24 protein-coding genes are annotated in these 22,370 nt (G+C 73.7%); 9 read left to right on the top strand and 15 right to left on the bottom strand.

Annotation, left to right across the window (positions count from 1 at the left end):
• The first annotated feature begins 7 nt into the window (after window positions 1-7).
• From BMY88_RS23630 to BMY88_RS00850, 3 genes are read left to right on the top strand one after another with little or no spacing between them, the layout of a single operon-like run.
• Complete coding sequence (locus BMY88_RS23630) at window positions 8-166, top strand: hypothetical protein (RefSeq protein WP_091939174.1); 159 nt, start codon at window positions 8-10, stop codon at window positions 164-166.
• A 47-nt stretch (window positions 167-213) separates the two neighbouring features.
• The gene (locus BMY88_RS00855) at window positions 214-1,776 is read left to right on the top strand and encodes an alpha/beta hydrolase (protein ID WP_091939909.1); all 1,563 of its coding nucleotides are present in this window, start codon (window positions 214-216) and stop codon (window positions 1,774-1,776) included.
• A 56-nt stretch (window positions 1,777-1,832) separates the two neighbouring features.
• Complete coding sequence (locus BMY88_RS00850; RefSeq protein WP_091939172.1) at window positions 1,833-2,900, top strand: DNA polymerase domain-containing protein; 1,068 nt, start codon at window positions 1,833-1,835, stop codon at window positions 2,898-2,900.
• A 21-nt stretch (window positions 2,901-2,921) separates the two neighbouring features.
• Here the strand turns inward: BMY88_RS00850 and BMY88_RS00845 are convergent, their stop codons facing one another.
• Together BMY88_RS00845 and BMY88_RS00840 are read right to left on the bottom strand one after the other, a co-directional pair.
• The gene (locus BMY88_RS00845) at window positions 2,922-3,860 is read right to left on the bottom strand and encodes a VOC family protein (protein ID WP_091939170.1); all 939 of its coding nucleotides are present in this window, start codon (window positions 3,858-3,860) and stop codon (window positions 2,922-2,924) included.
• The gene (locus BMY88_RS00840) at window positions 3,857-4,987 is read right to left on the bottom strand and encodes an amidohydrolase family protein (protein ID WP_091939168.1); all 1,131 of its coding nucleotides are present in this window, start codon (window positions 4,985-4,987) and stop codon (window positions 3,857-3,859) included. Before BMY88_RS00840 ends, BMY88_RS00845 begins: the two co-directional genes overlap by 4 nt.
• A gap of 173 nt (window positions 4,988-5,160) precedes the next feature.
• Here BMY88_RS00840 and BMY88_RS00835 point away from each other — a divergent pair, with 173 nt between their 5' ends.
• Together BMY88_RS00835 and BMY88_RS00830 are read left to right on the top strand one after the other, a co-directional pair.
• The gene (locus tag BMY88_RS00835) at window positions 5,161-5,832 is read left to right on the top strand and encodes a TetR/AcrR family transcriptional regulator (RefSeq protein WP_170860902.1); all 672 of its coding nucleotides are present in this window, start codon (window positions 5,161-5,163) and stop codon (window positions 5,830-5,832) included.
• Window positions 5,833-6,037: 205 nt separating this feature from the next.
• Window positions 6,038-6,964 (top strand): SDR family NAD(P)-dependent oxidoreductase, encoded by a 927-nt coding sequence (locus BMY88_RS00830; RefSeq protein ID WP_091939164.1) that lies wholly within the window; start codon window positions 6,038-6,040, stop codon window positions 6,962-6,964.
• A gap of 5 nt (window positions 6,965-6,969) precedes the next feature.
• On the opposite strand, the gene BMY88_RS00825 is transcribed toward BMY88_RS00830, so the two are convergent.
• The 4 genes from BMY88_RS00825 to BMY88_RS00810 form a co-directional block, all read right to left on the bottom strand.
• Complete coding sequence (locus BMY88_RS00825) at window positions 6,970-7,590, bottom strand: dihydrofolate reductase family protein (protein ID WP_091939161.1); 621 nt, start codon at window positions 7,588-7,590, stop codon at window positions 6,970-6,972.
• The gene (locus BMY88_RS00820) at window positions 7,590-8,066 is read right to left on the bottom strand and encodes an SRPBCC family protein (protein ID WP_091939159.1); all 477 of its coding nucleotides are present in this window, start codon (window positions 8,064-8,066) and stop codon (window positions 7,590-7,592) included. The genes BMY88_RS00825 and BMY88_RS00820 overlap by 1 nt, the downstream gene beginning before the upstream one ends.
• On the bottom strand, window positions 8,063-8,410 hold the full coding sequence (locus tag BMY88_RS00815; protein ID WP_091939157.1) for an ArsR/SmtB family transcription factor: 348 nt from the start codon (window positions 8,408-8,410) through the stop codon (window positions 8,063-8,065). The genes BMY88_RS00820 and BMY88_RS00815 overlap by 4 nt, the downstream gene beginning before the upstream one ends.
• Before the next feature lie 76 nt (window positions 8,411-8,486).
• On the bottom strand, window positions 8,487-9,815 hold the full coding sequence (locus tag BMY88_RS00810; protein WP_091939155.1) for an alpha/beta hydrolase domain-containing protein: 1,329 nt from the start codon (window positions 9,813-9,815) through the stop codon (window positions 8,487-8,489).
• A gap of 81 nt (window positions 9,816-9,896) precedes the next feature.
• On the opposite strand from BMY88_RS00810, the gene BMY88_RS00805 reads away from it, so the two are divergent.
• From BMY88_RS00805 to BMY88_RS00795, 3 genes are all read left to right on the top strand, one after another.
• Window positions 9,897-10,406 (top strand): MarR family winged helix-turn-helix transcriptional regulator, encoded by a 510-nt coding sequence (locus BMY88_RS00805; RefSeq protein WP_170860900.1) that lies wholly within the window; start codon window positions 9,897-9,899, stop codon window positions 10,404-10,406.
• A 103-nt stretch (window positions 10,407-10,509) separates the two neighbouring features.
• The gene (locus BMY88_RS00800; RefSeq protein ID WP_091939151.1) at window positions 10,510-11,910 is read left to right on the top strand and encodes a cytochrome P450; all 1,401 of its coding nucleotides are present in this window, start codon (window positions 10,510-10,512) and stop codon (window positions 11,908-11,910) included.
• A 102-nt stretch (window positions 11,911-12,012) separates the two neighbouring features.
• A complete protein-coding gene (locus BMY88_RS00795) occupies window positions 12,013-12,396 on the top strand; it encodes a nuclear transport factor 2 family protein (protein ID WP_170860899.1) in 384 nt (127 codons plus the stop codon).
• Window positions 12,397-12,444: 48 nt separating this feature from the next.
• Here BMY88_RS00795 and BMY88_RS00790 read toward each other — a convergent pair whose 3' ends face one another.
• The 4 genes from BMY88_RS00790 to BMY88_RS00775 all read right to left on the bottom strand — a co-directional run bounded on the left by BMY88_RS00790 (window position 12,445) and on the right by BMY88_RS00775 (window position 16,227).
• Complete coding sequence (locus BMY88_RS00790) at window positions 12,445-13,707, bottom strand: lipase family alpha/beta hydrolase (RefSeq protein ID WP_091939149.1); 1,263 nt, start codon at window positions 13,705-13,707, stop codon at window positions 12,445-12,447.
• Between the two features lie 101 nt (window positions 13,708-13,808).
• Complete coding sequence (locus BMY88_RS00785; RefSeq protein ID WP_091939147.1) at window positions 13,809-14,453, bottom strand: dihydrofolate reductase family protein; 645 nt, start codon at window positions 14,451-14,453, stop codon at window positions 13,809-13,811.
• 114 nt (window positions 14,454-14,567) lie between these two features.
• Window positions 14,568-15,500, bottom strand: a complete 933-nt coding sequence (locus tag BMY88_RS00780; protein ID WP_091939145.1) for a hypothetical protein — start codon at window positions 15,498-15,500, stop codon at window positions 14,568-14,570.
• Window position 15,501: 1 nt separating this feature from the next.
• Window positions 15,502-16,227, bottom strand: a complete 726-nt coding sequence (locus tag BMY88_RS00775) for an alpha/beta fold hydrolase (protein WP_091939143.1) — start codon at window positions 16,225-16,227, stop codon at window positions 15,502-15,504.
• Window positions 16,228-16,276: 49 nt separating this feature from the next.
• On the opposite strand from BMY88_RS00775, the gene BMY88_RS00770 reads away from it, so the two are divergent.
• Complete coding sequence (locus BMY88_RS00770; protein ID WP_091939140.1) at window positions 16,277-16,903, top strand: TetR/AcrR family transcriptional regulator; 627 nt, start codon at window positions 16,277-16,279, stop codon at window positions 16,901-16,903.
• 32 nt (window positions 16,904-16,935) lie between these two features.
• Here the strand turns inward: BMY88_RS00770 and BMY88_RS00765 are convergent, their stop codons facing one another.
• From BMY88_RS00765 to BMY88_RS00745, 5 genes are read right to left on the bottom strand one after another with little or no spacing between them, the layout of a single operon-like run.
• The gene (locus tag BMY88_RS00765) at window positions 16,936-17,907 is read right to left on the bottom strand and encodes an NADPH:quinone oxidoreductase family protein (RefSeq protein ID WP_091939137.1); all 972 of its coding nucleotides are present in this window, start codon (window positions 17,905-17,907) and stop codon (window positions 16,936-16,938) included.
• Between the two features lie 56 nt (window positions 17,908-17,963).
• A complete protein-coding gene (locus BMY88_RS00760) occupies window positions 17,964-18,572 on the bottom strand; it encodes a TetR/AcrR family transcriptional regulator (protein WP_091939135.1) in 609 nt (202 codons plus the stop codon).
• Window positions 18,573-18,584: 12 nt separating this feature from the next.
• The gene (locus BMY88_RS00755) at window positions 18,585-19,106 is read right to left on the bottom strand and encodes a (2Fe-2S)-binding protein (protein WP_091939134.1); all 522 of its coding nucleotides are present in this window, start codon (window positions 19,104-19,106) and stop codon (window positions 18,585-18,587) included.
• The gene (locus tag BMY88_RS00750) at window positions 19,099-19,974 is read right to left on the bottom strand and encodes an FAD binding domain-containing protein (RefSeq protein ID WP_091939132.1); all 876 of its coding nucleotides are present in this window, start codon (window positions 19,972-19,974) and stop codon (window positions 19,099-19,101) included. Before BMY88_RS00750 ends, BMY88_RS00755 begins: the two co-directional genes overlap by 8 nt.
• Entirely contained in the window at window positions 19,971-22,301 is a 2,331-nt protein-coding gene (locus BMY88_RS00745) for a xanthine dehydrogenase family protein molybdopterin-binding subunit (protein WP_091939130.1), read from the bottom strand. The genes BMY88_RS00750 and BMY88_RS00745 overlap by 4 nt, the downstream gene beginning before the upstream one ends.
• Window positions 22,302-22,370: the final 69 nt, after the last annotated feature.

Below are 22,370 nucleotides of genomic sequence, written 5' to 3'. Positions count from 1 at the left end.
TCGGCTCGTGTACTCGTGGATCTGGCGGCACCTCCCCGGCGGGACCGGCAGCAAGGCGTTCTGCGCCCTGCTGCTCGTCGTGATCGTCAGCGCCGTGCTCCTGTTCCTCGTCTTCCCGCGGGTGGAGCACCTGCTGCCGTTCACCGACGTGACGGTCGATCAGTAGGCACACCCGCTGCGGCTCCCAGGAAGCGCTCCTACCCTGGGGTGATCATGCGTGCTTCCCGCGGTCTTCTCGCCGCTGCGTCCGGCCTGCTCCTCGCCGTCGCCGGATGCACCTCCGGCGACGGCGACGACGCCGACTCCACGGCCGCCGAGTCCTCCTCGGCGGCGGCGTCCACGACGGCCGCGGAGGAGGTCGAGCCGATCGAGCTGCAGGACTGCACCGACGACATCCTGGGCATCGGCGTCGCCAACCCGCGGTCGCTCAGCTACGAGTGCGGCTACCTCGACGTGCCGATCAGCTACGAGGAGTCCGACAGCGAGACGCTGCCGATGTTCGTGCTGCGCGCCCGCTTCCCCGGCCAGACCGAGCGGATCGGCTCCCTCGTGGTGAACCCGGGCGGGCCGGGCGGCTCGGGCGCCGACGCCGCGCTCAGCCTCTCCCAGACGCTGCCCGAGGACGTGCTGCGCCGCTTCGACGTCGTCGGGTTCGACCCCCGGGGCGTGGGCCTGACGACGCCGGTGGAGTGCTTCACCGACGCGCAGAAGGACCAGTTCTTCGCCGACGAGCCGCGGCCGGCCGCCCCGGAGCAGCTGGACGCCGTCCTCGGGCTGTACGACGACGTCGCGGAGGGCTGCGCCGACGAGTACGGCGACGCGCTCGGGGCCTTCAACACGACCGACACCGCCCGGGACATGGACCGGCTGCGGGCCGCGCTCGGCGACGAGCAGCTGACCTACCTCGGCTACTCCTACGGCACGACGCTGGGCTCGACCTACGCCGAGCTGTTCCCCGACCGGGTCCGCGCGCTGGTGCTCGACGCCGCCGTCGACCCCGACGGCGACGTGCAGGCCGACGCCGAGGCCGGGGCCGCCGCCCTGGAGGCGGGCTTCGACGCGTTCGCGGCGAGCTGCACGGCCCTCATCTCGGGCTGCCCGCTCTTCGAGAACCCGCGGCAGTACCTCTACGACATGCTCGGCCAGGCCGCCGCGGCGCCGTTCCCCAGCAGCACGCCGGGCGAGACCCGCCAGGCCACCCCGGGGCTGGTCATGACCGCGGTGACCGCGGCCATGTACGAGCCGGCCTCGTGGCCGCAGCTCTCCCAGGCGCTGCGCGCCGCGCGGGACGGCGACGCGGCCCGGCTGCTCTCGCTGGCCGACAGCTACTCCCAGCGCAGGGGGGACGGCAGCTACGCCAACCTCTTCGACGCCAACTTCGCGATCAACTGCGCCGACACCGCCGAGGACGTGACCTTCACGCGCGAGCAGGTGGCCCCGCTGGCCGCCGACTGGGGGGCGCGCTACCCGCTCTTCGGCGCCGACTCCGCGGCCGCGCTGTACCTGTGCACGGCGTGGGACGCGCCCCGCACGCCGCTGCCCGAACGCGACGCCGAGGGCAGCGCACCGATCGTCGTCGTCGGCAACACCGGCGACCCGGTGACGCCGCTGCCCGGCTCGGTCGACCTGGCCGAGGACCTCACCTCCGGCGTCCTGGTCACCTGGCAGGGACAGGGCCACACGGCCTATCCGAAGACCGCGTGCGTGACGGACACGGTCAACCGCTACCTGATCGACCTGGTCGTCCCGCAGGATGGGCTGGTGTGCCCGGCCTGAGGCCGGCTCGCTGACCTGGGCCTCTCCGGCTCCGGCGGAACGACGAGAGGGCGGGGATGGCCTCCAGCAAGGACGCCGTGGTCCTGCAGGTCGACGGGCACGACGTGCGCGTCTCCAACCCGGAGAAGCCGTACTTCGGCGACCTGGGCATCCGCAAGATCGACGTCGTGGAGTACTTCCTCGCCGTCGGCGACGGGATCCTGTTCGCCCTGCGCGACCGGCCGACGACGCTGGAGCGCTGGCCCGGCGGGGTGTTCGAGGGCGCACGGCTCTCCACCCGGATGGACAACACGGGCGACGCGTTCTACCAGAAGCGGGTGCCCAAGAACGCCCCCGACTGGGTGCCGACCGCGCACATCACCTTCCCCAGCGGCCGGACGGCGGACGAGATCGCGCCCGACTCGGTCGCCGTCGTCGCCTGGTGCGCCAACCTCGGCACGCTGACCTTCCACCCGTGGCCGGTCGGCAAGGACGACGTCGAGTCGCCGAACCAGATCCGCATCGACCTCGACCCGCAGCCGGGGACCGACTTCTCCGACGCGGTGTGGGTCGCCCCGCACGTGCGGGAACTCCTCGCCGAGTTCGGCATGCAGGGCTGGCCGAAGACCTCGGGCGGCCGCGGCGTGCACATCTACGTCCCGATCCAGCCGCGGTGGACCTTCACCGACGTCCGCCGGGCGGTGATCGCCTTCGGCCGCGAGCTGGAACGGCGCCTCCCCGACCGCGTGACGATGTCGTGGTGGAAGGAGGAGCGCGGCGAGAAGATCTTCGTCGACTACAACCAGATGGCCCGGGACCGCACGATCGCCTCCGCGTACTCCATCCGGCCCAAGCCGCACGCCCCCGTGTCGGCGCCGCTGGACTGGGACGAGCTCCCCGACGTCCACCCCACGGACTTCACCGTGCTGACCATGCCGGAGCGCTTCCGGGCCGTCGGCGACAAGCACGCCGGCCTGGCAGAGCACGCGTTCGGCATCGAGCCGCTGCTGGAGCTGGCCGAGCGGCAGGCCGCCGACGACGGCCTGGGTGACATGCCCTATCCCCCGGACTACCCGAAGATGCCGGGCGAGCCGATGCGGGTCCAGCCCAGCCGCGCCCGCAAGCCCGCCGCCGAGGAGGGCTGACCGCTCCCGCCGACCGCGTCGTCACGCCGCGAACGGATCCCCGCCGATCCGCTCGGTGGTGAAGAACAGGGGCATGTGGAAGGTGTCGTCCGGATCGGCCGAGAGCAGGCCCGCGGACAGCCGCTCGGTCCTGATGCCCTTGGCGACCAGCCAGGCCTGCGCCGCGTCGAGGTCGCGCACCTGGAACGTGACGCCGTAGAGCATGTTCTTGTATCGGGCGACGTGCCGGCCGAGCGGCGAGGTCTCGTCGGTCGGCTCCGCCAGTCGCAGCAGCAGGTCGCCGAGCTGCACGACCTCGTAGCGGGCTCCCTCCGCCTCGGACACTCCGGAGGCGATCGGGCGGACGTCGAAGAGGTCGACGTAGCGGGCGAGCGCCTCGTCGAGGTCGCGGACGCCGACCGTCTGGTACGCCAACCGGGTGATGCCCATCGGGTGGATGTTCGCCCACTGCTTGGCCTGCGAGCTCCAGGTGTCGAGCACCCTCGGGTCACCGGGGATGGAGAAGGCGGTCAGCTGCACCATGAGGCCGGCGGTCTGCGCCGGGCTCGGGAAGCAGTAGGTCGCGTCGTCCGGCATCTTCTCCAGCTGCCCGCCGCCGGGCGCACCGATGTAGACCCCGCGGGAGATGAGCGAGTTCCCGAGGCCGACGATGTCGTCGACCTCGTAGCCGAGCGAGTGCAGGTGCGATCCGAACTTCGTGAAGAACCGCCCCACCGGCTTGGTCGGGTCGACCGGCCGGTTGGGTGCCATGACCTCGATCGCCCAGTCGCCGACGACGCCGACGCAGGCCCAGCGGTCCTCCGGCTCCAGGTAGTTGGGCTCGTCCACGCCCATGAACAGCACCGCGCCGAGGACGTCCTCGAGGAAGCGGGCCACCGGCTCGACCGCCTCCGCGACGTGCACGGTGTGGATCCCGAGGCCGATCCCGTACGGGCCGGTCCTGAGCGCCTGTCGTCTCACGCAGTTCTCCTCGTCGTGGGGTCCGGATCCGGCACGGGGGTGCCGACGACCGCGGGGTCGAACCCGAACAGCCGGGTGGCGTTGCCGCCGAGGATCGCCGCGGCGTCGGCCTCGGCGAGGTGCCCGAACTGCTCCTGGACCACCGCCCGGCTGTGCGGGTAGGTGCCCTCGCTGTGGGGGTAGTCCGACCCCCACAGCAGCGGCCCGGTGCCGGTGCGGTCGATGTTGTGGATCCCGGTCGGGTCCCACTGGAACGTGCCGTGGACCTGCCGGCGGAGGTAGTGGCTGGGTTTCTCCGCCAGTTCCGGGCGCACCCAGCCGGGGTTGGCCAGGAACGCGTCGTAGTAGGAGTCGAGCGTGTCCATCGCCCAGGACAGCCACGCGGCGTTGGTCTCCACGAACACGACGTGCAGCCCGGGGTGCCGCTCGAGCGCCCCCGAGGTGGTCAGCAGCGCGGCACTCCGCGGGGCCATCGACTGGGTGGCCAGCAGGTTGGCCACCGCCGCGCCGGGGCCGCGGTAGAAGAGCATGTCGTGCCCGCTGCCCTGGTGCAGGACCACCGGCAGCCCGCACTCCTCCACGGCCTCCCAGAACGGCTCCCAGTGCGGGCTGTTGTACTCCTCCGGCACGCCCCGCAGCGGCAGCATCGCGCTGCCGAGCCCCAGGTCGGCGATCCGGCGCAGTTCGCGCAGCGCCATGGCCATGTCCCAGGTCGGGATCATCCCGGCGCACCGGTGCCGCGGGGACTTCGACTCGAGCGTGTCGAAGATCCAGTCGTTGTAGATCTGGCAGCAGGCCTCGCCGAGCGCGGCGTCGTCCATCTCCCACACGTACAGGCCGATGGTCGGGAAGACGCACTCGGCGTTGATGCCGTCCTCGCGCATCACCGCGAGGCGGTGGGCGAGGTCGTTCTGCTCGTTGCGGGCCGCCTCCTCGGCCGCGTCCGCCTGGCGCTGGGTGAGCGTCGTCTGCTCGTGCCGCCGCAGCTCCCAGGCGCCCTCCTCGCTCGGCCGGATCCGGGCGGGCGCCCGGTCCCGCATGGACGCGGGCAGCGCGTCCCACCACAGCCGGCGCGGCTCGTTCACGTGCGCGTCCGCCGAGACGAGCGGGATCGCGGAGGTGTCCATGGGGCCCCGATCGTGGGTCGATGCGCTGCGTACCCGCGCCGGGACCGGCGCGACGGCGAGGAAGTGACTTTCGAGTCACTTCACGCTATCGGGGCGGGGGAACGGCCGTCAACGTGCCCGCCGTGGGGCATGCTGGCGAGCCGATCCGCACGGTGGAGGAACGGAAGCCCCTCATGACCGAGCCGCCGCCCGCCCGCGACGAGCTGGGCACCCGCGCGCTGGGCCGCCCACCGAACGCCGACGCCGCCGCGACCCGGCGGGCCATCCTCGCCGCGGCGTCCGCTCAGCTCGCCTCCGTGGGCTACGCCGGGATGAACCTGCACACCGTGGCCGCGGACGCCGGGATCACGCGCGCGGCCATCTACCGCTACTTCGAGTCCAAGCGGGAACTCGCGCGGGCCGCGGTCCTCGAGTCCCCGACGTCCTACGAGGAGAAGATCGCCCGGTACGTCGTCGCGGAGGACGGCGTCCTGGAGCAGGTGCGGGCACTGGTGCACGCGGTCGTGAGCCACGCCTTCCAGGACCGGCAGAGCTCGCTCCAGTACTTCGAGCTCGCCCGGCTGGCCCAGCACGACGAGGAGATCGCGGCGGTGTACCGGGCCCGGTCGCTCGGCCTCCGGCAGGTCACCGAGGACATCGTGCGCCGCGGGATCGAGGCGGGCGAGGTGTCGCCGGACGCGGACCCCTCGACCGTCGTCGACGCGATCTCCGGTCTGCTGTGGTCCCTGGGGGCCGGCGCCAGCGAGGCGCCCAACGACACCGTGCGCCGGCAGGTGCTCCTGGCCACCGACCTGCTCCTGCAGGCGCCGCCGTGGCTGGCGCGCGACCGGCCGCCGCAGACCTAGACCGAGCGGGTCCGGCGAGCCCGGACGACGGCACCATCTGCCCACTTTCCTGCCCCGGTGGCGCCGGCGGCCGGTTCGCCGCGTCCGGCGGCCGGCGTGCGACGCCGGGTGCCGCACGATCGCCGACGACGCCGGGCGCACATCGGGCAGCATCGTCGCGACGGGTCCACCGGAGCGCGGGCCCACATCCAGCACGAGGAGCGACATGACGTCCGACGACTTCACCGACCGGGTGGCCATCGTCACCGGTGCCGGACGGGGGCTGGGGCGCAGCTACGCCCTGGCGCTCGCGCAGCGCGGCGCCCGGGTGGTGGTGAACGACCCCGGCTCCTCGGTGGACGGCGGAGTCGGCGAGGAGGACGCGGCGGGCAGCGTCGTGGCCGAGATCCGCGCAGCCGGTGGCGAGGCGATCGCGAACCGCGCCAGCGTCACCGACCCGGCCGGGGTGCAGTCGATGGTCGACGAGACCGTGGACGCCTTCGGGCGGGTGGACATCCTGATCAACAACGCCGGCATCCTGCGCGACCGCTCGTTCCACAAGGTGGACCTGGACGACGTCCTCACGGTGCTCGACGTGCACCTGACCGGCAGCCTGCGGTGCACCCACGCCGTCTGGCCGCTGATGCGCGAGCAGGGCTACGGCCGCGTCCTGTTCACGTCCTCGCAGAACGGGACCTACGGCAACTTCGGCCAGGCCGGCTACGCGACCGCCAAGGCGGCGGTGCTCGGCCTCATGAAGGTGCTGGCCATCGAGGGCGCCGCCAAGGGCGTCCACACCAACACCATCGTGCCGGTCGCCCGGTCCCGCATGACCGAGGGGACGATCATCGGCGACCAGGCGGACGCCGAGAGCCTGCCACCGGAGGCCGTGACCTCCGGCGTGCTGTTCCTGGTGGGCGCGGACGCACCCAACGGCGTGATCCTCAACGCCGGCGGCGGCGCCTTCTCCGTCACCGAGCTCCCCGAGACCCGGGGCGTCTTCCTGGGGCGGGACGCGCAGCCGGAGGACGTCCGGGCCCACTGGGACGAGATCCGCGCCGGTGGCTACGTCGACGTCCTGGAGAACGGCCCGGCGCAGTTCGCCAAGTTCCTCGGCATGGCCCGCGCCGGGTCGCCGGACGAGAGCGCCTGAGACCGCTACCGCTCCCGGACCGCGTACGTCAGGTGGGTGACGCGCGTCGTCGGCTCTGCGCGCAGCGGCTCGAGGGCGATGCGGCCGGCGTCGACGCCGTCGAACAGGCGCACGCCCGTGCCGAACAGCACGGGCGAGACCGCGACCGAGAACTCGTCGACCAGGCCGGCGTTCAGGTACTGCAGGATCGTCGCGCCGCCGCCCGCGATGCGGACGTCGCGGTCGCCGGCGGCGGCGCGGGCCCGGTCGAGCGCGGCCTCGATGCCGTCGCCGACGAAGGAGAAGGTGGTCCCGCCCGGGCGCTCCCAGGGGTCGCGCTCCTCGTGCGTCACCACGACGACCGGCGTGTGGAACGGCGCCTCCTCCGGCCACGCGTGCTCGCCGGCGTCGAACATGCGCTTGCCCATCACGCTCGCGCCCGTGCGCTCGAACGTCTCCCGCAGGATGTCGTCGTCGCGCCCCGTCTCCCCGCCCCCGCCGAGCTTCAGGTTCTGCCGGAAGAACCGCGTCGGGAAGACCCACTGCTGCAGCTCCACCCACTGCCGCCCCATGAGCTCCTCGGGGGACTCGGGCGCGATGAAGCCGTCCAGCGACATCGACACGCTGAAGAACACCTTTCCGGCCATCAGCCCGACGCCCCCGTCCGGACGGTCCCGGCGACGTACGCGGCCAGGTTGCCGAGCGTCTGCTGACCGCCCTCGACGGCGCGGTGCTCCTCGACCGCCGCGTCGCGCAACTCCGCGGTGGGGAACACGGTGCGCATCTCGATCCGGGTCGCCGCCCCCTCGGGGGTGAACGTGAGCACCGACTCGAAGGCGTTCGGATCGCCGCGGAACTCTCCGTGCAGCAGCGCGATCCGCTCCGGCGGGGCGATCTCGGTCCAGGAGATCCACTCGGGATAGTCCGTCCCGTCCGGTCCGTGCATCACGAAGACCCACTCGGCGCCGACCGAGAACTCGAACGCCCGCGTGGTGGTGGAGAACCCCTCCGGCCCCCACCACTGCGACAGGTGCCGCACCGCGGTGAACGCCTCGAACACCAGCTCCCGGGGGGCGTCGAGAACCCGGGAGATGACGATCTCCCGGTCGGCCGTCGCGGTCATGGCTGCTCCTCCTGGCGTGCCTGCTCGAGTTCCCGCACGTACGCGTCCAGCCGGTCGAAGCTCTCGTTCCAGAACTGCTCGAACCCGCCGGTCCACTCGTGGACCGGCCGCAGCCCGCGGGCGTCGAGGCCGTACAGGCGCTGCTTGCCCGCCCTGCGGTCGCGGACGAGCCCGACCTCCCGGAGCACCCGCAAGTGCTTGGACGCCCCCGGCTGCGGCAGCCCCAGCTCCTGCGCCACCTCGGTCACCGGTCGCTCACCGGCCCGCAGCAGCACCAGGATCCGGCGGCGCTGCGGCTCGGCGATCGCGTTGAAGACGTCCGACGTCGTCGCTGCCCGTGCCATGCACCCAATCATATGCCGATATCGGCATACGTCAATCGGCCGGCGCCGATCGGCGGCAGTCAGGAGGACGCGCGGCTCACTCCGGCGGCAGGGCCGCCGCCAGTTCCTCCCCGTGCAGCCGCATGGCCGGCGCGTCCTCGGGCAGCAGCGTGCCGGCCTCGACCATCGCGCCCACCGCCGCGGCCCACTGCGCCAGGTAGTCCTCGCGCGAGCGGTAGCGCTGCCGGAGGGTCTCCGCGGAGTACCGGCGGCGCCCCCCGTACAGCGACGCGCTACCCGTTCCCCCCTTGCGCCCCCGGTGCTCGGCGATCGGGACGGCGATCTCGGGCAGCCGGACGCCGCCGAGCGCGTTGCCGTCCTCCCCCCGGACGATCGTCGGGTACCCCTCCTCCTGCATCGCGATCCGGGGCCGGACGGCGGGCGCCTCGCCGTCCGCGAGCCAGCGGTGCACCGCGCGCAGCGCGGCCTCGTACACCGGGCGCCACGTGACCGGGTTGGTCTCCCACACCCCGGCCTCCTGCGGCAGGGGCCTCCGCCGCACGCCGTGACCGGTACCGGCGACCTCCCAGACGCGGCGCCGGTCGGTGTCCTCGAGCGCCAGCCCGTGCGTGGCGGTCACCTCGAACTCGCTGTTGAGCACGAGCACGGGGACGTCGAGGTCGGCGCGGAGGGTCGTGGCCAGCGGCATGGGCGTCGAGCCGTCGTCCAGGCGCGGCGCGCGACCCTCCCAGACGGTCAGCAGGAAGGCGTCGACGACGCCGTGCAGACCGTGCACGCCGTTGGCGTAGGCGCACAGCCGCATGGCCGACTGCGAGCCGCCGACGGCGACGACCCGCGCCACGGGAAGCCCGCCCATCGGATCGATCCCCGTGGCGCCCCGCCGGGGGCCGACCCGCTGCGCCGCGAGGGAGAAGATGTCGAAGCAGCCGAGGTCGCCCGGGTGGTGCAGGTCGCCGTAGCGGTCGGGGTCGGCATCGAGCAGCGGCGCCCCGCTGCGCTGCTGGAGCCCCATCCCCGCGCCGTAGAGCCCGGCCTCCTGGGCGCTGACGCCCACCCAGGCGTGCCCGCGGTAGACCTCACCCCCGGTGGGGGCGGGCTGCTCGTAGCCGGCGGAGACGTTCTGCCACTCCAGGAAGACCGTGCCGCTGAACGCGGCGGCGTCCCGCGGCCGGACGACGAGGATCCGCGTGCGGAAGTCCGCCTCCCTCGCCGGCTCCGCCGTCCACCGGCCGTCGGGGGTGGGCCGCTCCCCGTCGGCGTGCGTGTAGGCCGACACCCTGCCCTCGAGGACGAACTCCTCGCAGACGTAGCCGTGCTCGGCCAGGACGTCGTCCGCCGGCGCCCCGTACGGCGGCGCGGCGCCCTCCACGGGTCCCTCGACCGTCACGGCCCTCTCGATGGCCACAGTGATCCTTCCGCTCGGAACCCCGCCGGGGCGTGGTGGCCGGGTCGTCGGCCGCGCCCGTCGATCGACATGATGAACCCCGTGCCCAGGGACAGCGCGGTCGGTCAGGTCGACGGGTTCAGTGCCGATGCGATGCTGCCGCTCACCGGCGTCGACGGCCCGGACCTCCAGACGGCGGTCTACGACATCGTCACGTGGGCGACGTCGGCAACCCTGCTCCGGCGGCTGATGGCGGCCGGCGACTTCCCCCTCCGGGAGGACGCCGCGGCGTTCCGGCTGTTCCTGCAGCTGGTCTACCGGGGCGCCGCCAGGCCGACCGAGGTGGCCGCCGCGATCGAGACGAGCCGATCGAACGTGGCACGGATCGGACGGCGCCTGGAGGACGCGGGTCTCGTCGCCCGGCGGCCGGACCCGGAGGACGACCGCGCCGTCGTCCTCGGGCTGACCGAGGACGGTCGCGTCGTGGGGCGGCGCATCCTCGACACCGGTCTGCGGCTGTTCTCCCCCGTTCTGGCCGGCTGGAGCGCGACGGACGTCGCCACCCTGCAGCGCCTGCTCCTCGACCTCGCCGGGCGGCTGCGCACCCCGTGACCCCAGGGTATTGCCGCTGTGGCAATACCCTGGCTAGCGTCATGGCCGCAGCGACGGCGGACCCGGAGACGTCGCCGTCGGCGACCGACCGAGGGGCAGCAGCATGAGCGACGTCGAGAACCAGCACACCGGCAGCGGAGACGACGATGCGCGGACGGCGTACCGGGACCGCTTCCGGGTGGAGCTCGACCGGCACTCCACCGGCTTCCGGGCCGACTTCGTGCAGCTGTCCGACCGGCTGCACGCCACCGCGCCGATCGCCTGGACCGACACCCACGGCGGCTACTGGTTCGTCAACGGGAACCAGGAGCTCTTCGACGTGGCCCGACGGGCCGATGTCCTCTCCAACGACAACGACATCCGCGGGGAGCGGCGCGGGTACTGGGGCGTGCAGATCCCGCCCTCCCCGCGGGACGACGGCCACCAGACCATCGCCGGCTTCCTGGAGATGGACCCGCCCGTGCAGCGCTACTACCGCAACGCGCTCAACCCCTACCTGTCGCCCGCCGCGATCGCCCGCTGGCAACCGGTGCAGGACGAGATCACGCGAGCCTGCCTGGACGAGGTGATCGGGACGGGGCGGATCGATGTCGTCGACGACCTGGCCAACGTCGTCCCGGCGGTGCTGACGATGGCCATGCTGGGGCTGCCGCTGGAGAGCTGGACGCTGTACTCGGAACCCATCCACGCGCAGGTGTACATGCGGCCCGAGGACCCGGACATGGCCCGGATCCAGGACCTCACGATGCAGATGGCGATGTCGCTGTTCGGCAGCGTCGCGGAGATCCGGACGACGCCCCGGCCGGGCCTCATCGACGCGTTGATCAGGGCCGACATCGGGGGTCGCTCCCCCGACGACCTCGAGGTCGTCGGGGCGGTCCTCCTGCTGATCGGAGGGGGGTTCGACACCACGACGGCGCTGACCGCCAAGTCGCTGGAGTGGCTGTCGCAGCACCCCGCGAGCCGGGACCGGCTGATCCGCGACTGGGACGAGCTGCGCGACAGCGCGACCGAGGAGTTCCTGCGCTACTTCAGCCCGCTGCAGGGCGACGGCCGCACCGTCGCCCGGGACGCCGAGATCGACGGGGTACGGCTCGCCGAGGGCGAGCGGCTGTGGCTGTCGTTCGCCATGGCCAACCGCGACGCGGCGGTCTTCGAGCAGCCGCACGCGGTCGAGCTGGACCGGAAGGGCAACCGGCACGCCAGCTTCGGCCTGGGCGTGCACCGCTGCATCGGGTCCAACCTCGCGCGGGCGACCTTCAAGACGATGGTGAAGGCGGTCCTCGACCGCATGCCGGACTTCGTCTGCGACCCCGCCGGCGCGGTCCACTACGACAGCACCGGCACCATCAACGGCATGCGGCACCTGCCGGCCACCTTCACCCCGGGCGAGCGGCGGGGCCCCGGGCTGGCCGAGACGATCGCGCGGCTGCAGCGGGTCGTCGACGAACAGCGCCTCGCCGAGCCGGTGACCACCCGCCCGGGCAGGACGCAGGCCGGCTGAACCGGCCGCCGGGGACGCGCCGACCTAGGACTCTCCCCGGGACGCGCGCCCCAGGGCCACACTTCCGGGCACCACCACGTCCGACTGCCGGATGGTGACCCTGTGACGACCATCGCCGAGGAGCGGGACGAGATCCTGCAGCTCCTCTACCGGTACAACCACACGATCGACGACGGCGACGCCGGCGCGTGGGCCGACACCTGGACCGAGGACGGCGTCTTCGAGGGGGTGCTCCCCGACGGCGCGCGGCTCACCGGCCGGGAGCAGCTCGTCGGGTTCGCGTCCCAGGTGCACGGCATGCGGCACGTCATCGCCAACCCCGTCGTCGACCTCGACGGCGACGCGGCGCGGGTCCGGGCCTACGTCTTCGCCATCGCGGCGGGCCGGATCATCGCCGCGGGCGCGTACGACGACACGGTCGTGCGCACGGCCGCCGGCTGGCGGTTCGCCCGGCGCAGGTTCACGCCCGACCCGACCGCGGCCTGACGCGGACCGTCCCGCCCGTGTGGTCGGCGGCGGACCCGCTGCCCGCCGTCAGGGCGCGGCCGGGGCGGGGCCCTCCGGACGGGTCTCCAGCCACCGCCGGAGCTGCGCGTAGACCCGCGGGTGGTCGAGCAGGTCGAGGTGGTGCAGCCGCCCCAGCCGGTGCACGTGGTCGGGCGGGAACGCCAGCCGATCGCCGTCCCCGGATTCGCCGGTGGCGCTGCGGGGCGGCACGAGCAGGTCCCCGAGCAGGTTCGCCGTCCATCCCGTGGGGTCGGCGGCCAGGGTGGCCAGGACGACGAAGTGGCGGGCGCCGTCGTGCAGGGGCACGTGCGTGTGCCGGCCGGGCGTGCGGGCGTCGAGGTCCCGCTCGGCCCAGTCCTCCTCGACCAGCGTGCCGTGCCGCAGGTCCTTGATGCCGGCGCTGCGGCCGGCCAGGAGCGTCGCCAGCGGCCGGGTCTCCGGCAGCCGGGCCAGGGTGTGGGTGAGGGCGTGCGCGCCGCGCTCCAGGGGTGCACCGAGGTGCGGCGTGCCGAGGGTGACGGTGTCGCGGACCAGCCGCGTCCACGGCCGGGCGGCGGAGGTGCCGCCGCCGGCCCGGTGGAGCGCGCTGCGGGCGACGAGCCCGCCCATCGAGTGTCCGACGAGGACGAGGTCCTGCACCGGGACCGGCCACGCCTCGACCAGGCCCTCGAGCAGCCCGGCCAGCCGGCGGCCGTTGTCGGAGACGTGCAGTCCGGTGTTGTAGCGGACGAACAGGGGGGTGAGGCCGAGGTCCTGCTCGAGCAGGGTCCCGAACGTGACGTCCGGCCGGCCGTGGTGGTGCTCGGACCGGCGGCTCCAGGCGTCCTCGGTCTCCGTCAGGCCGTGCACGAGGACGACGAGCCGGGCGCCGGCCTCCGGGAAGGCCGCCCGCAGCGCCGCCGTCTCGATCGGGACGGCGCGCCCGGACCGCCGCAGCGTCATCGCGGTCGCCAGCGCCGGGGTCTCCCGGTCGAGCAGGTCACCGTGGGTCCCGTTCAGGACCGCCAGCGCGACGCGGGCCGACGGGCTGTCGTCGAGGGGCAGCCCGGTCGCGCGCTCCGCGGCGAGGACACCGGCCACGGAGGCGCCGGCGCGCAGGGCGGCGCCGACCGTCCGGTAGGTCAGGGCGGTCACGACGTCGTGCACCCGCTGCACCGGGCGGGCGAGCGGACCCACGGCGGCGAAGGTCCGCCCGGCGATGCCCGCGTGGACCTCGGAGACCCGGGTCGCGCCGCCGCGCAGCGCGATCCCGGTGAGCCGCGACACCGCGGTGGCCTCGTCCGAGCGCATGCATTCCCCCGCTGGGCCGTTCCGGTGGGACGCCGACCGCGCCGCCGTCCCCATGGTGCGCCCCTTTCCGATCGCGGGGGTGGCCCGCCGACCGCGGGGCGTCAGCCGTCGCTGCGGACGCCGCGGTCGGTCTCGGTCATGTCACCCGTCGCCGGCGTGCCGTCGGCGAGCCCGTACCGCAGGAACACGGTCCCCGTCGGCGACGCGACCGGCGGTTCGAGCAGGACCACGTTGGTGGGCACCGCGCCGCCGTCGAACAGCTTCTTCCCGACGCCCAGCACGATCGGGTGCACCCACAGGTCGAGCCGGTCGAAGAGCTTCTCGCGCAGGAGGGTCTGCACCAGCCCGAGGCTGCCGACGACGCTCACGTGCTCGTGCCGGTCGCGGATCTCGCGCACCGCGGCGGGCAGGTCCGGCCCCAGCTGCGTGGAGCCGGCCCACGACAGGTCGGGGCGGCCGACGGAGGCGACGTACTTCGGCACCCGGTTGAACAGCCGGGCGATCGCGTCGTCCTCGCCGCCCTCCTGGTGCGGCCAGAACGCGGCGAAGATGTCGTACGTCCGGCGGCCGAGCAGCAGCGCGTCGGTGCCCTCGTACGCGGCGGCCACCTGCGATCCGGCGACCTCGTCCAGCAGGGGCGCCTGCCAGCCGCCGAACGGGAATCCCACCGGGTCCTCCCCGGGACCACCGGGCGCCTGCCCGACGAGGTCGAGCGTCGCGAACATCTCGATGTGGATGAGGCCCATGGCGTGCTCCCGATGAGGTCGTCGTCGCGGTCGCCAGGAATGACCCGGCGCGACCGGCGAACTCATCGCCCATGCCCGGGGCAGCGCGGCCCCGGTGCGAGGACGCTGCGGTCGCTAGGCCCGCCCGGCGGCCGCGTCGGGGTGGCCCGCGTAGGAGTCCTTGAAGACGCCGACGTGCAGCAGGGTCGTGGCGACGACCTCGCCGGTGCCCGCGTCGAGGATCCTGGTCGAGGTCCAGTAGGACTCCGTGCGCCGGCTCTGCCCCACCTTCTCGAGGCGGTGTTCGAGGCGGTAGTCGTGCTCGACGAACACCGGCCCCGCCAGCAACCGGACCTCCAGGTCGAGGAACAGCGCGGTGGACGGCGAGCGGACCGGCCAGGGAACGGGGCGCTGGTGCGCCAGGACGCTGATCATCTCCATCGGCACGATCGCCCGACCCCAGGGCGACGTCGCCGCGCCCTCGTCGGTGTACCAGGGGTGCGGCTCGGTGATCCGCGCCAGCTTGTCGTCGAGGGAGAAGGGGTACAGCGGTCCGTGCCGCTCGCGCCGCCGGATGCGGACGGGCTCCGGATCGGTGGCGACCGCGCCGACCTCGAGCCGGTCCAGGATGAACAGCTCCCCCGGGTCGGACACCCGGCCGAGTCGACCCCGCACCTCGCCGTCGGCGGCGGGCTCGCCCACGGACGCGGACCCGACGAGCACCGGCGTCCCGTCGTCCCGGGTGGCGGCGATGCGGGCGGCCCGCGCCTCCGGGCCGGCGTCGGCCGTGAGGGCGGCCTGCACCTGCTGGCCCTCGACGACCATGGTCTGGAAGTGCGCGCCGAGGCAGCCGGAGGTGAACCACCGGTCGCCCCACAGGACGACGGCGAGCGGGTCGAACTGGCTGACATGGGTCGGGCCCTCGATGGGCGCCCCCGCCAGCCCCAGCGCGCCGGCGGTGGCGGGGTCGTGGACGCTCCGCTCCCCCGCCCGAACCTCCTGCTCGACCAGCATCTGGGCCGGTGAGCGCCACGGCCCCGTGATCGTCACCTCGGTGCCGAACCCCATGTCAGTCGCTCCGCCCGGCCGCCACGTCGAGCAGCCGGTCCACGACCCACTGCGGCTCGGTGAGCATCAGGTCGTGGCCGGTGTCGACGTCCCGGACCCGGCCCTGCGACCGCTCCCGCAGCGTCTCCATCGCCCGCCCGGGGATGGTGGACGTGCAGATCAGGTGGGACTCGGGGATCGCCCGCATGGTCGCCTCGTCGCGGAGGACCAGCGGCTGCGAGAAGCACGCCCAGGGCTGCGGCGTGAACCGCTCGTCGGCCCACTGCGCGAGTTCCGGATCGGTGATGCCGAAGAAGCCGGCGAGGCCCGGCATCGGCTTCATCACCAGCTCCACGCCGTCCTCGACGTAGAGCGCCTGACGCACGGGATCGATGCTCGCGAACGCGTGCTGGTGCAGCGACTCGCCGTTCCGCGGATAGGCGGCGTCGAGGTAGACGCGGTGCCCGATGCGCTGGGGAGCGCGGTCGGCCACGCCGGTGATCACCATTCCGCCGTAGCTGTGCCCGACGAGGACGACGTCGCGCAGGTCCTCGTAGAACAGCAGATCGACGACGTCGTCGATGTGGGCGTCCAAGTCGATCCCGGGATGCAGCTCGCGGGTGTGCTCGCCCATTCCGGGCAGCGACGGGGCGTGGACGGTGTGACCGGCGGCCTGCAGCCGCCGGGTCACCGGCTGGTAGCACCAGCCGCCGTGTCCGCCGCCGTGGACCAGTACGAACGTCGCCATCCCGACCTCCCGTAAGTTATCGATCGGTAACTTACGGGGGGAGGTCGCGATGACGTCAAGCAGATCGGCCGATCCCGGCCCGGCGGCCGACCTCGCTCCGCCCCGCCGGCGCGACGCCCGGGCGACCCGCCGGCGGATCCTCGAGGCGGCGCAACACGCGTTCTCCGAGACCGGCTACTCGCACGCGGGCCTGCGCGACATCGCCGCCCGCGCGGGCACCAGCTCCACACTGGTGCTGCGCTACTTCGGCTCCAAGGTCGCGCTCTTCGAGGCGGCGCTGACGGCGGCGATGCCCGTCCAGGACACGCTGCGCTGGAGCCGGGACGAGTATCCGGAGCGACTGGCGGAGGCGCTGCTCGACACCGCCAACCCGGTGCGGCCGCCGCTGATGATCGCCCTCGCGTCGGGCGACCCCGAGGCCGCCGCGGCCGCGGCACGGGTCACCGAGGCCCGGATCATCGGGCCCGTCGCCGCGTGGCTCGGCGGCGCGGACGCGCGGAGCCGCGCGCTGGGCATCGCGGCCCTCGCCACGGGCTTCGCGACCTTCATGCGCCAGTTGCCCCTGACGCCGTTGCCGCCCGCCGAGCAGGCGCACCAGACGGCGTGGTTCATCGGTGCCGTCCGGGCACTCGTGGAAGGCGACGGCGGCCCGCCCGGGGACGCCCCGGCGGGGTGACCCGGCGGGATGGTTCCCCGCCGGCCCGGACGTCAGCGGACGGTGAGCAGGACCTTGCCCCGGGCGCGCCGCTCGTCGAGCTCGAGCAGCGCCTGCGCGGCCTGGTCGAGCGGGTACTGCGTGCCGAGCACGGGGTCGAGCCGGCCCGCGCGCAGCAGCGGCAGCAGGTCGGCCCACTGCTCCTGCACGTACTCCGGGCCCGTGCTCATCCAGTACGCGCCCCAGCCGACACCGACGACCGAGATGTTGTTCAGCAGCAGCCGGTTGACCTTGACGGTGGGGATCTCCCCGCCGGTGAAGCCGATGACGAGCAGCCGACCCTCGACGGCGAGGCTGCGGAGCGAATCGGTGAACCGGTCGCCGCCGACGGGGTCGACCACGAGGTCGACGCCGCGTCCGCCGGTCAGCTCCTTGACCCGGTCGCGGAAGCCGTCGGCGAGGACGACGTCGGAGGCCCCCGCGGCCCGGGCGGTCCCGACCTTGTCCTCCGACGACACCACCGCGATCACCCGCGCGCCGAGCGCGGCGGCGAGCTGCACCGCCGCCGTCCCGACACCACCCGCGGCGCCCTGCACGAGCACGGTCTGCCCCTCGCCCAGCTGGCCGCGCCGGGTGAGCGCGAAGTGCACGGTCAGGTAGTTCATCGGCATCGCCGCGCCCTGCGCGAACGACACGGTGTCGGGCAGCGGGAGCACCAGGCGCGGATCGGCCGCCGCCACCTCGGCGAAGCCGCCGGTGCCGGGGAACGCCGCGACGCGGTCGCCCGCCCGGACGGCGGCGCCCTCGGGCGCGTACCGGACGACGCCGGCGACCTCGGAGCCCGGCACGAACGGCACCGGAGGCTTGATCTGGTACTCGCCGCGGCTCTGCAGCACCTCGGGGAACGACACCCCGGCCACGTGCACGTCCACGACGACCTTGTCGCCGCCTGCCGCGGGCTCGTCGACCTCGGCGAGCCGGACGGCCTCGGGGCCGTCGAGGGTCTGGATCTGGACTGCACGCACGGCGGGGCTCCCTCGGACTCGGACGGGTGGCTCCCCCTGTCTAACAGCCCGCCGGTTCAGGCCTGTGGCGGCCCTCCCGCCGGCCGCAGCGCCTTCTCGAGCCTGTCGATGTAGCTCTCCACCAGCGCCAGCGTCTCCGCGTGCCCGGTGGACACACCGATCGACCGTTCGATGACCGCGACCCGCGCCAGACTGGTCATGATCATCGACAGCGCCGCCGGGGGGACGTCATCCGCGACCCCGGCTCGGCCCATCAGCTCGGCCAGGGCCTCCGCCTGGGCGGTGCGGAACCGCTCGGCGTAGCGGCCGACCTCCGCCCGGAGCGATTCCCGGCGGCTGGCCAGGCTCATGATCTCCATGGTCAGCACGATGCCGGCGGGGTCCGAGCCGAACTCCCACAGGGCACGCAGCGGCTCGGGCGACGCGAGCGCCTCGGCCTGCCGCCGGAGCCCCTCCTCGGCCCGCCGGGTGAAGACCGCGAGGAACAGCTCGTCCATGTTCCGGAAGTAGTAGTGCACCAGCTGCGGCTTGAGCCCGACCCTGCTCGCGACCCGCCTCGACGTCACCGCCGGATAACCCTCGTCCAGCAGGATCCGTTCGGCCGCGTCGAGGAGGACCTCGCGGTTCTTGGCGTCAGGCCCGGCGATCCTGCGCGGTGCCCCCATGCGCCGACCTTCTCACGAGTCGGGAGGCGCCGGGACGACCGCCTCCGGGGCCGGAGAGCCGGCGCGCAGCGACTCGGCCGCCGCGCGGACCGCCTGGAAGATGCCCTGGTATCCGGTGCAGCGGCACAGGTTCCCGGACAAGGCCTCGCGGATCTCCTCGTCCGAGGGGTCCGGGTTGTCGCGGAGGAACGCGGTGACCGAGATGACGAAGCCCGGCGTGCAGAAGCCGCACTGCAGCCCGTGGTGGTCCCGGAAGGCGCTCTGCACCGTGGACAGCCGGCCGTCCGCCGAGGCGATCCCCTCGATCGTGGTGATCTCCGTGTCGTCGGCCTGGACGGCGAACACCAGGCACGACCGGACCGCCTCGCCGTCGACCAGGACGGTGCAGGCGCCGCATGCGCCGTGCTCGCAGCCCAGGTGCGTCCCGGTCAGGCCGCAGTTCTGCCGCAGGTGGTCGGCGAGGGTCAGCCGCGCGGGGACGGTGCCCCGACGGACCATGCCGTTGACCGTCATCCGGACGTCCGTGTCAGCCATTGCGCGCCTCCTGGAGGGCCTTGGTCCAGGCGCGCGCCACCATGGCTGCGCCCACTCGCTTGCGGTACTCGGGCGGCCCGTGGAGGTCCGAGGGGATGCTGTCCAGCCCGGTCATGGCGGTCCGCCCGATCTCGTCCGGACGGACGTCGGCGGCGACGGCTCCGGCGAGTGCCTCCTCGGCGGCGGCCGCTCGCTGCACCGAGGACCCGAGACCGAACAGGCCGATGCCGCAGCGCCGCACCCGCTCGCCGTCGTCGAGCTCCAGCGCCACCGCGGCACCCGCGATGGCGAAGTCCCCGTGGCGGCGGGCCAGCTCCTCGATCGCGAACCCGCTGCGCCCCGCCCGGCGCGGGAAGGAGATCCCGGTCAGCACCTCGTCCGGGTCCAGCGCGGTGCTCCACCAGCCGGTGAAGAACTCCCTGGCCGGGAGGGTGCGCCGTCCCCGTGGTGAGCACGCCTCGAACTCGGCGTCCAGGGCCAGCGCGACGGCGGGGTACTCGGCGGCGGCGTCGGCGTGCGCGATCGATCCGCCGATGGTGCCGCGGTTGCGGATCTGGAAGTGCCCGATCAGCCGGGTGGCGCGCGCGAGCAGCGGCACCGCCTCGGCGACCTCGGCCGACCGCTCGACCGCCGCCTGCGTCATCCCGGCCCCGATCCAGAGGGCGCCGTCGCGGACCTCGATGCCGCGCAGCTCCCCCACCCGGCGGAGGTCCACCAGGTGGTCGACCGCGGCCAGGCGCAGCGCGAGCATGGGCACCAGGCTCTGGCCGCCGGCGATGACCTTGGCGTCCTCACCGAGCTCGCCGAGCAGGCCGACGGCCTCGTCGAGGTCGACCGGGGCGTGGTAGTCGAACGCGGCGGGCTTCATGCCGGGCCCCCGTCCCGCGCGGCCTGCACCAGCGCGACGACGGACGCCGGGGTGACGGGCAACCGGGTCAGCGTCACGCCGAACGGCGCGAGCGCGTCGGCCACGGCGTTGACGACGGCCGGGGGCGCGCCGATCGCGCCGCCCTCGCCGACGCCCTTGTAGCCGCCCGGTCCGGGGCCGGGTGTCTCGACGTGGCCGTACTCGATGGTGGGCACCTCGGTGCTCGTCGGGAGCAGGTAGTCCACGAAGGTGGTGGTGAGGGGGTTGCCGTCCTCGTCGTAGACGCCCTGCTCGAAGAGGGCACCGCCGATCCCCTGGACGGTGCCGCCGGCGATCTGCCCCTCCACCACGTTGGGGTTGATCATCGGCCCGCAGTCCTCGCTGACGATGTAGCGCAGCAGCGTCACCATGCCGGTCTCGACGTCGACCTCGCAGGTGCAGACGTGGGTGGCGTTGGCCCAGATCATCGGGGCCTGCCCCTTGTGCCGGCCGCTGGCCTCGAGGCCCGGCGGCACACCGGGCGGCAGCTTGCCGGTGTCGAAGTAGGCGAGGTCGGCGATCTCGGCGACCGAGATCCCGCTGCCGGGCGTCCCCCGGACGACGGCCTGCCCGCCGACCAGCTCCAGGTCCTCGACGGCCGCCTCCAGGCGGTGCGCGGCGATCGCGAGGAGACGCTCCCGCAGCACGGACGCCGTCTCGGCGACGGCGCCCGCGATCATCGACCCGGACCGGCTGCCGCCCGTGCCGCCCCCGAAGGGCGTGATCGCCGTGTCGCCCTGGATGGTGCTGACGTCGGCCATGTCGACGCCGAGCGCGTCGGCGGTGAGCTGGACGACGGTCGTCTCCAAGCTGTTCCCGCTCGAACCGCCGGCGACGTAGACGTTGACCTTGCCGGAGGGCTCGATGCGGATCGTCGCCCCCTCGGTGCCGAGGAACCCCATGCCCGTGGTGGTCGGCTCGATGTACGTGCTGGTCCCGACGCCGAGGTACCGGCCCTCGGCGCGGGCCCGCTCCTGCTCCGCGCGGAAGGCCTCGTAGTCCAGCAGGTCCAGCGCGTGCTCGAAGGTCTCGAGCGGGGTGACGTCGTCGTAGGGCATGCCGTTGGGATTGGCCACCGGCATCTCGTCCCGCCGCAGCAGGTTCTTCCGGCGCAGCTCGATCGGGTCCATCCCCATCCGGCGTGCCGCGATGTCCAGGAGCATCTCGCGCGACAGCGTCTCGAACTGCCACGGACCCCGGTAGGCCGCACGGGCGTTGGTGTTGGAGAAGACCGACGTGCAGGTGAAGGTGGCCTCGGGGACCCGGTACGGGCCGGGGAACAGCAGGCCGACGACCATGGCGGTCTGCACCGGCCACGGCACCGGGTAGGCACCGGCGTCCTGGACGTGCTCGATCGCGGCCGCGAGGATCCGGCCGTCGTCGTCGAAGGCCATCCGGGCCGCGCCGTGCTCGTGCCGGCCCTGCCCCGCCGACGAGAGGTTCTCCTGCCGGTCCTCGATCCACTTCAGGGCGACCGGCAGCCTGAGCGCGGCGAGCATCACGCACATGTCCTCGCGCTGCGGGACCGCCTTCTGGCCGAACCCGCCACCGGTGTCCCGCATCACCACGCGGACGTGGTGCTCCGGCAGCCCCAGCAGCCGGGAGCAGAAGAGGCGCACCTCGTGCGGGCTCTGCGTCGACGCCCAGATCGTCATCTCGCGGGTGGGCGCGGAGTACTCCGCGATGAGGCCCCGTGTCTCCATCGGCACGGCCGAGTACGCCTGCTGGTGGATCGTCTCCTGCACGTCGTACGCCGCGCCGGCGAAGGTGCCGGCGAGGTCCTCGGCGGGGCGGCCGCCGAGCGTTCCGGCGACGTTGCGCGGGTAGGCCTCGTGCACCAGCTCCTCGGACTCGGTCGCGCTCACGTAGGACACGACCGGTGTCAGCGGCTCGTAGTCGACGACGACCAGCTCGGCCGCGTCCTCGGCGACGTAGCGGTCGACGGCGACCACCAGGGCCACCGGGTCCCCGACGAACCGCACCTCGCCCTCGGCCAGCGGCGGCCGCGGGGTGTCCGGGACGTTCCGGCCGATGAGGGAGTACCAGTGCTCGCGGACGCCGGGGTTCAGGTCCTCGGCGGTGTACACCGCGTGGACGCCGTCGAGGGCGAGTGCCGCGGACGCGTCGATGCTCCGGATCCGGCCACGGGCCATCGGGCTGCGGACGAAGTGGGCGTGGAGCATCCCGGGCCGGACGACGTCGTCGACGAACACGCCGCGCCCGGTGAGCAACCGCGTGTCCTCGACCCGCTGCACGCGCGTGCCGGCGTATCGGGCGGCGGCCGTCACCGGGGCGTCCGTCCGCGGGCCTGGATTCCTGACATCAGCTGGTCCTCCGTCTGCTCGGTCGTCCAGGGG

The organism is Trujillonella endophytica, assembly GCF_900110555.1.
GTDB classification, from domain to species: Bacteria; Actinomycetota; Actinomycetes; order Mycobacteriales; family Geodermatophilaceae; genus Trujillonella; species Trujillonella endophytica.
The sequence above is the reverse complement of the archived record's forward strand: the minus strand, read 5'-3'. Positions and strand labels throughout refer to the sequence as shown.

Bases quoted from the DNA above. Each gene is read 5' to 3' on its own strand.
- BMY88_RS00855 (WP_091939909.1), top strand. From the start codon at position 214: ATGCGTGCTTCCCGCGGTCTTCTCGCCGCTGCGTCCGGCCTGCTCCTC.
- BMY88_RS00850 (WP_091939172.1), top strand. From the start codon at position 1,833: ATGGCCTCCAGCAAGGACGCCGTGGTCCTGCAGGTCGACGGGCACGAC.
- BMY88_RS00840 (WP_091939168.1), bottom strand. From the start codon at position 4,987: ATGGACACCTCCGCGATCCCGCTCGTCTCGGCGGACGCGCACGTGAAC.
- BMY88_RS00835 (WP_170860902.1), top strand. From the start codon at position 5,161: ATGACCGAGCCGCCGCCCGCCCGCGACGAGCTGGGCACCCGCGCGCTG.
- BMY88_RS00830 (WP_091939164.1), top strand. From the start codon at position 6,038: ATGACGTCCGACGACTTCACCGACCGGGTGGCCATCGTCACCGGTGCC.
- BMY88_RS00825 (WP_091939161.1), bottom strand. From the start codon at position 7,590: ATGGCCGGAAAGGTGTTCTTCAGCGTGTCGATGTCGCTGGACGGCTTC.
- BMY88_RS00820 (WP_091939159.1), bottom strand. From the start codon at position 8,066: ATGACCGCGACGGCCGACCGGGAGATCGTCATCTCCCGGGTTCTCGAC.
- BMY88_RS00815 (WP_091939157.1), bottom strand. From the start codon at position 8,410: ATGGCACGGGCAGCGACGACGTCGGACGTCTTCAACGCGATCGCCGAG.
- BMY88_RS00800 (WP_091939151.1), top strand. From the start codon at position 10,510: ATGAGCGACGTCGAGAACCAGCACACCGGCAGCGGAGACGACGATGCG.
- BMY88_RS00790 (WP_091939149.1), bottom strand. From the start codon at position 13,707: ATGCGCTCGGACGAGGCCACCGCGGTGTCGCGGCTCACCGGGATCGCG.
- BMY88_RS00785 (WP_091939147.1), bottom strand. From the start codon at position 14,453: ATGGGCCTCATCCACATCGAGATGTTCGCGACGCTCGACCTCGTCGGG.
- BMY88_RS00780 (WP_091939145.1), bottom strand. From the start codon at position 15,500: ATGGGGTTCGGCACCGAGGTGACGATCACGGGGCCGTGGCGCTCACCG.
- BMY88_RS00775 (WP_091939143.1), bottom strand. From the start codon at position 16,227: ATGGCGACGTTCGTACTGGTCCACGGCGGCGGACACGGCGGCTGGTGC.
- BMY88_RS00770 (WP_091939140.1), top strand. From the start codon at position 16,277: ATGACGTCAAGCAGATCGGCCGATCCCGGCCCGGCGGCCGACCTCGCT.
- BMY88_RS00760 (WP_091939135.1), bottom strand. From the start codon at position 18,572: ATGGGGGCACCGCGCAGGATCGCCGGGCCTGACGCCAAGAACCGCGAG.
- BMY88_RS00755 (WP_091939134.1), bottom strand. From the start codon at position 19,106: ATGGCTGACACGGACGTCCGGATGACGGTCAACGGCATGGTCCGTCGG.
- BMY88_RS00750 (WP_091939132.1), bottom strand. From the start codon at position 19,974: ATGAAGCCCGCCGCGTTCGACTACCACGCCCCGGTCGACCTCGACGAG.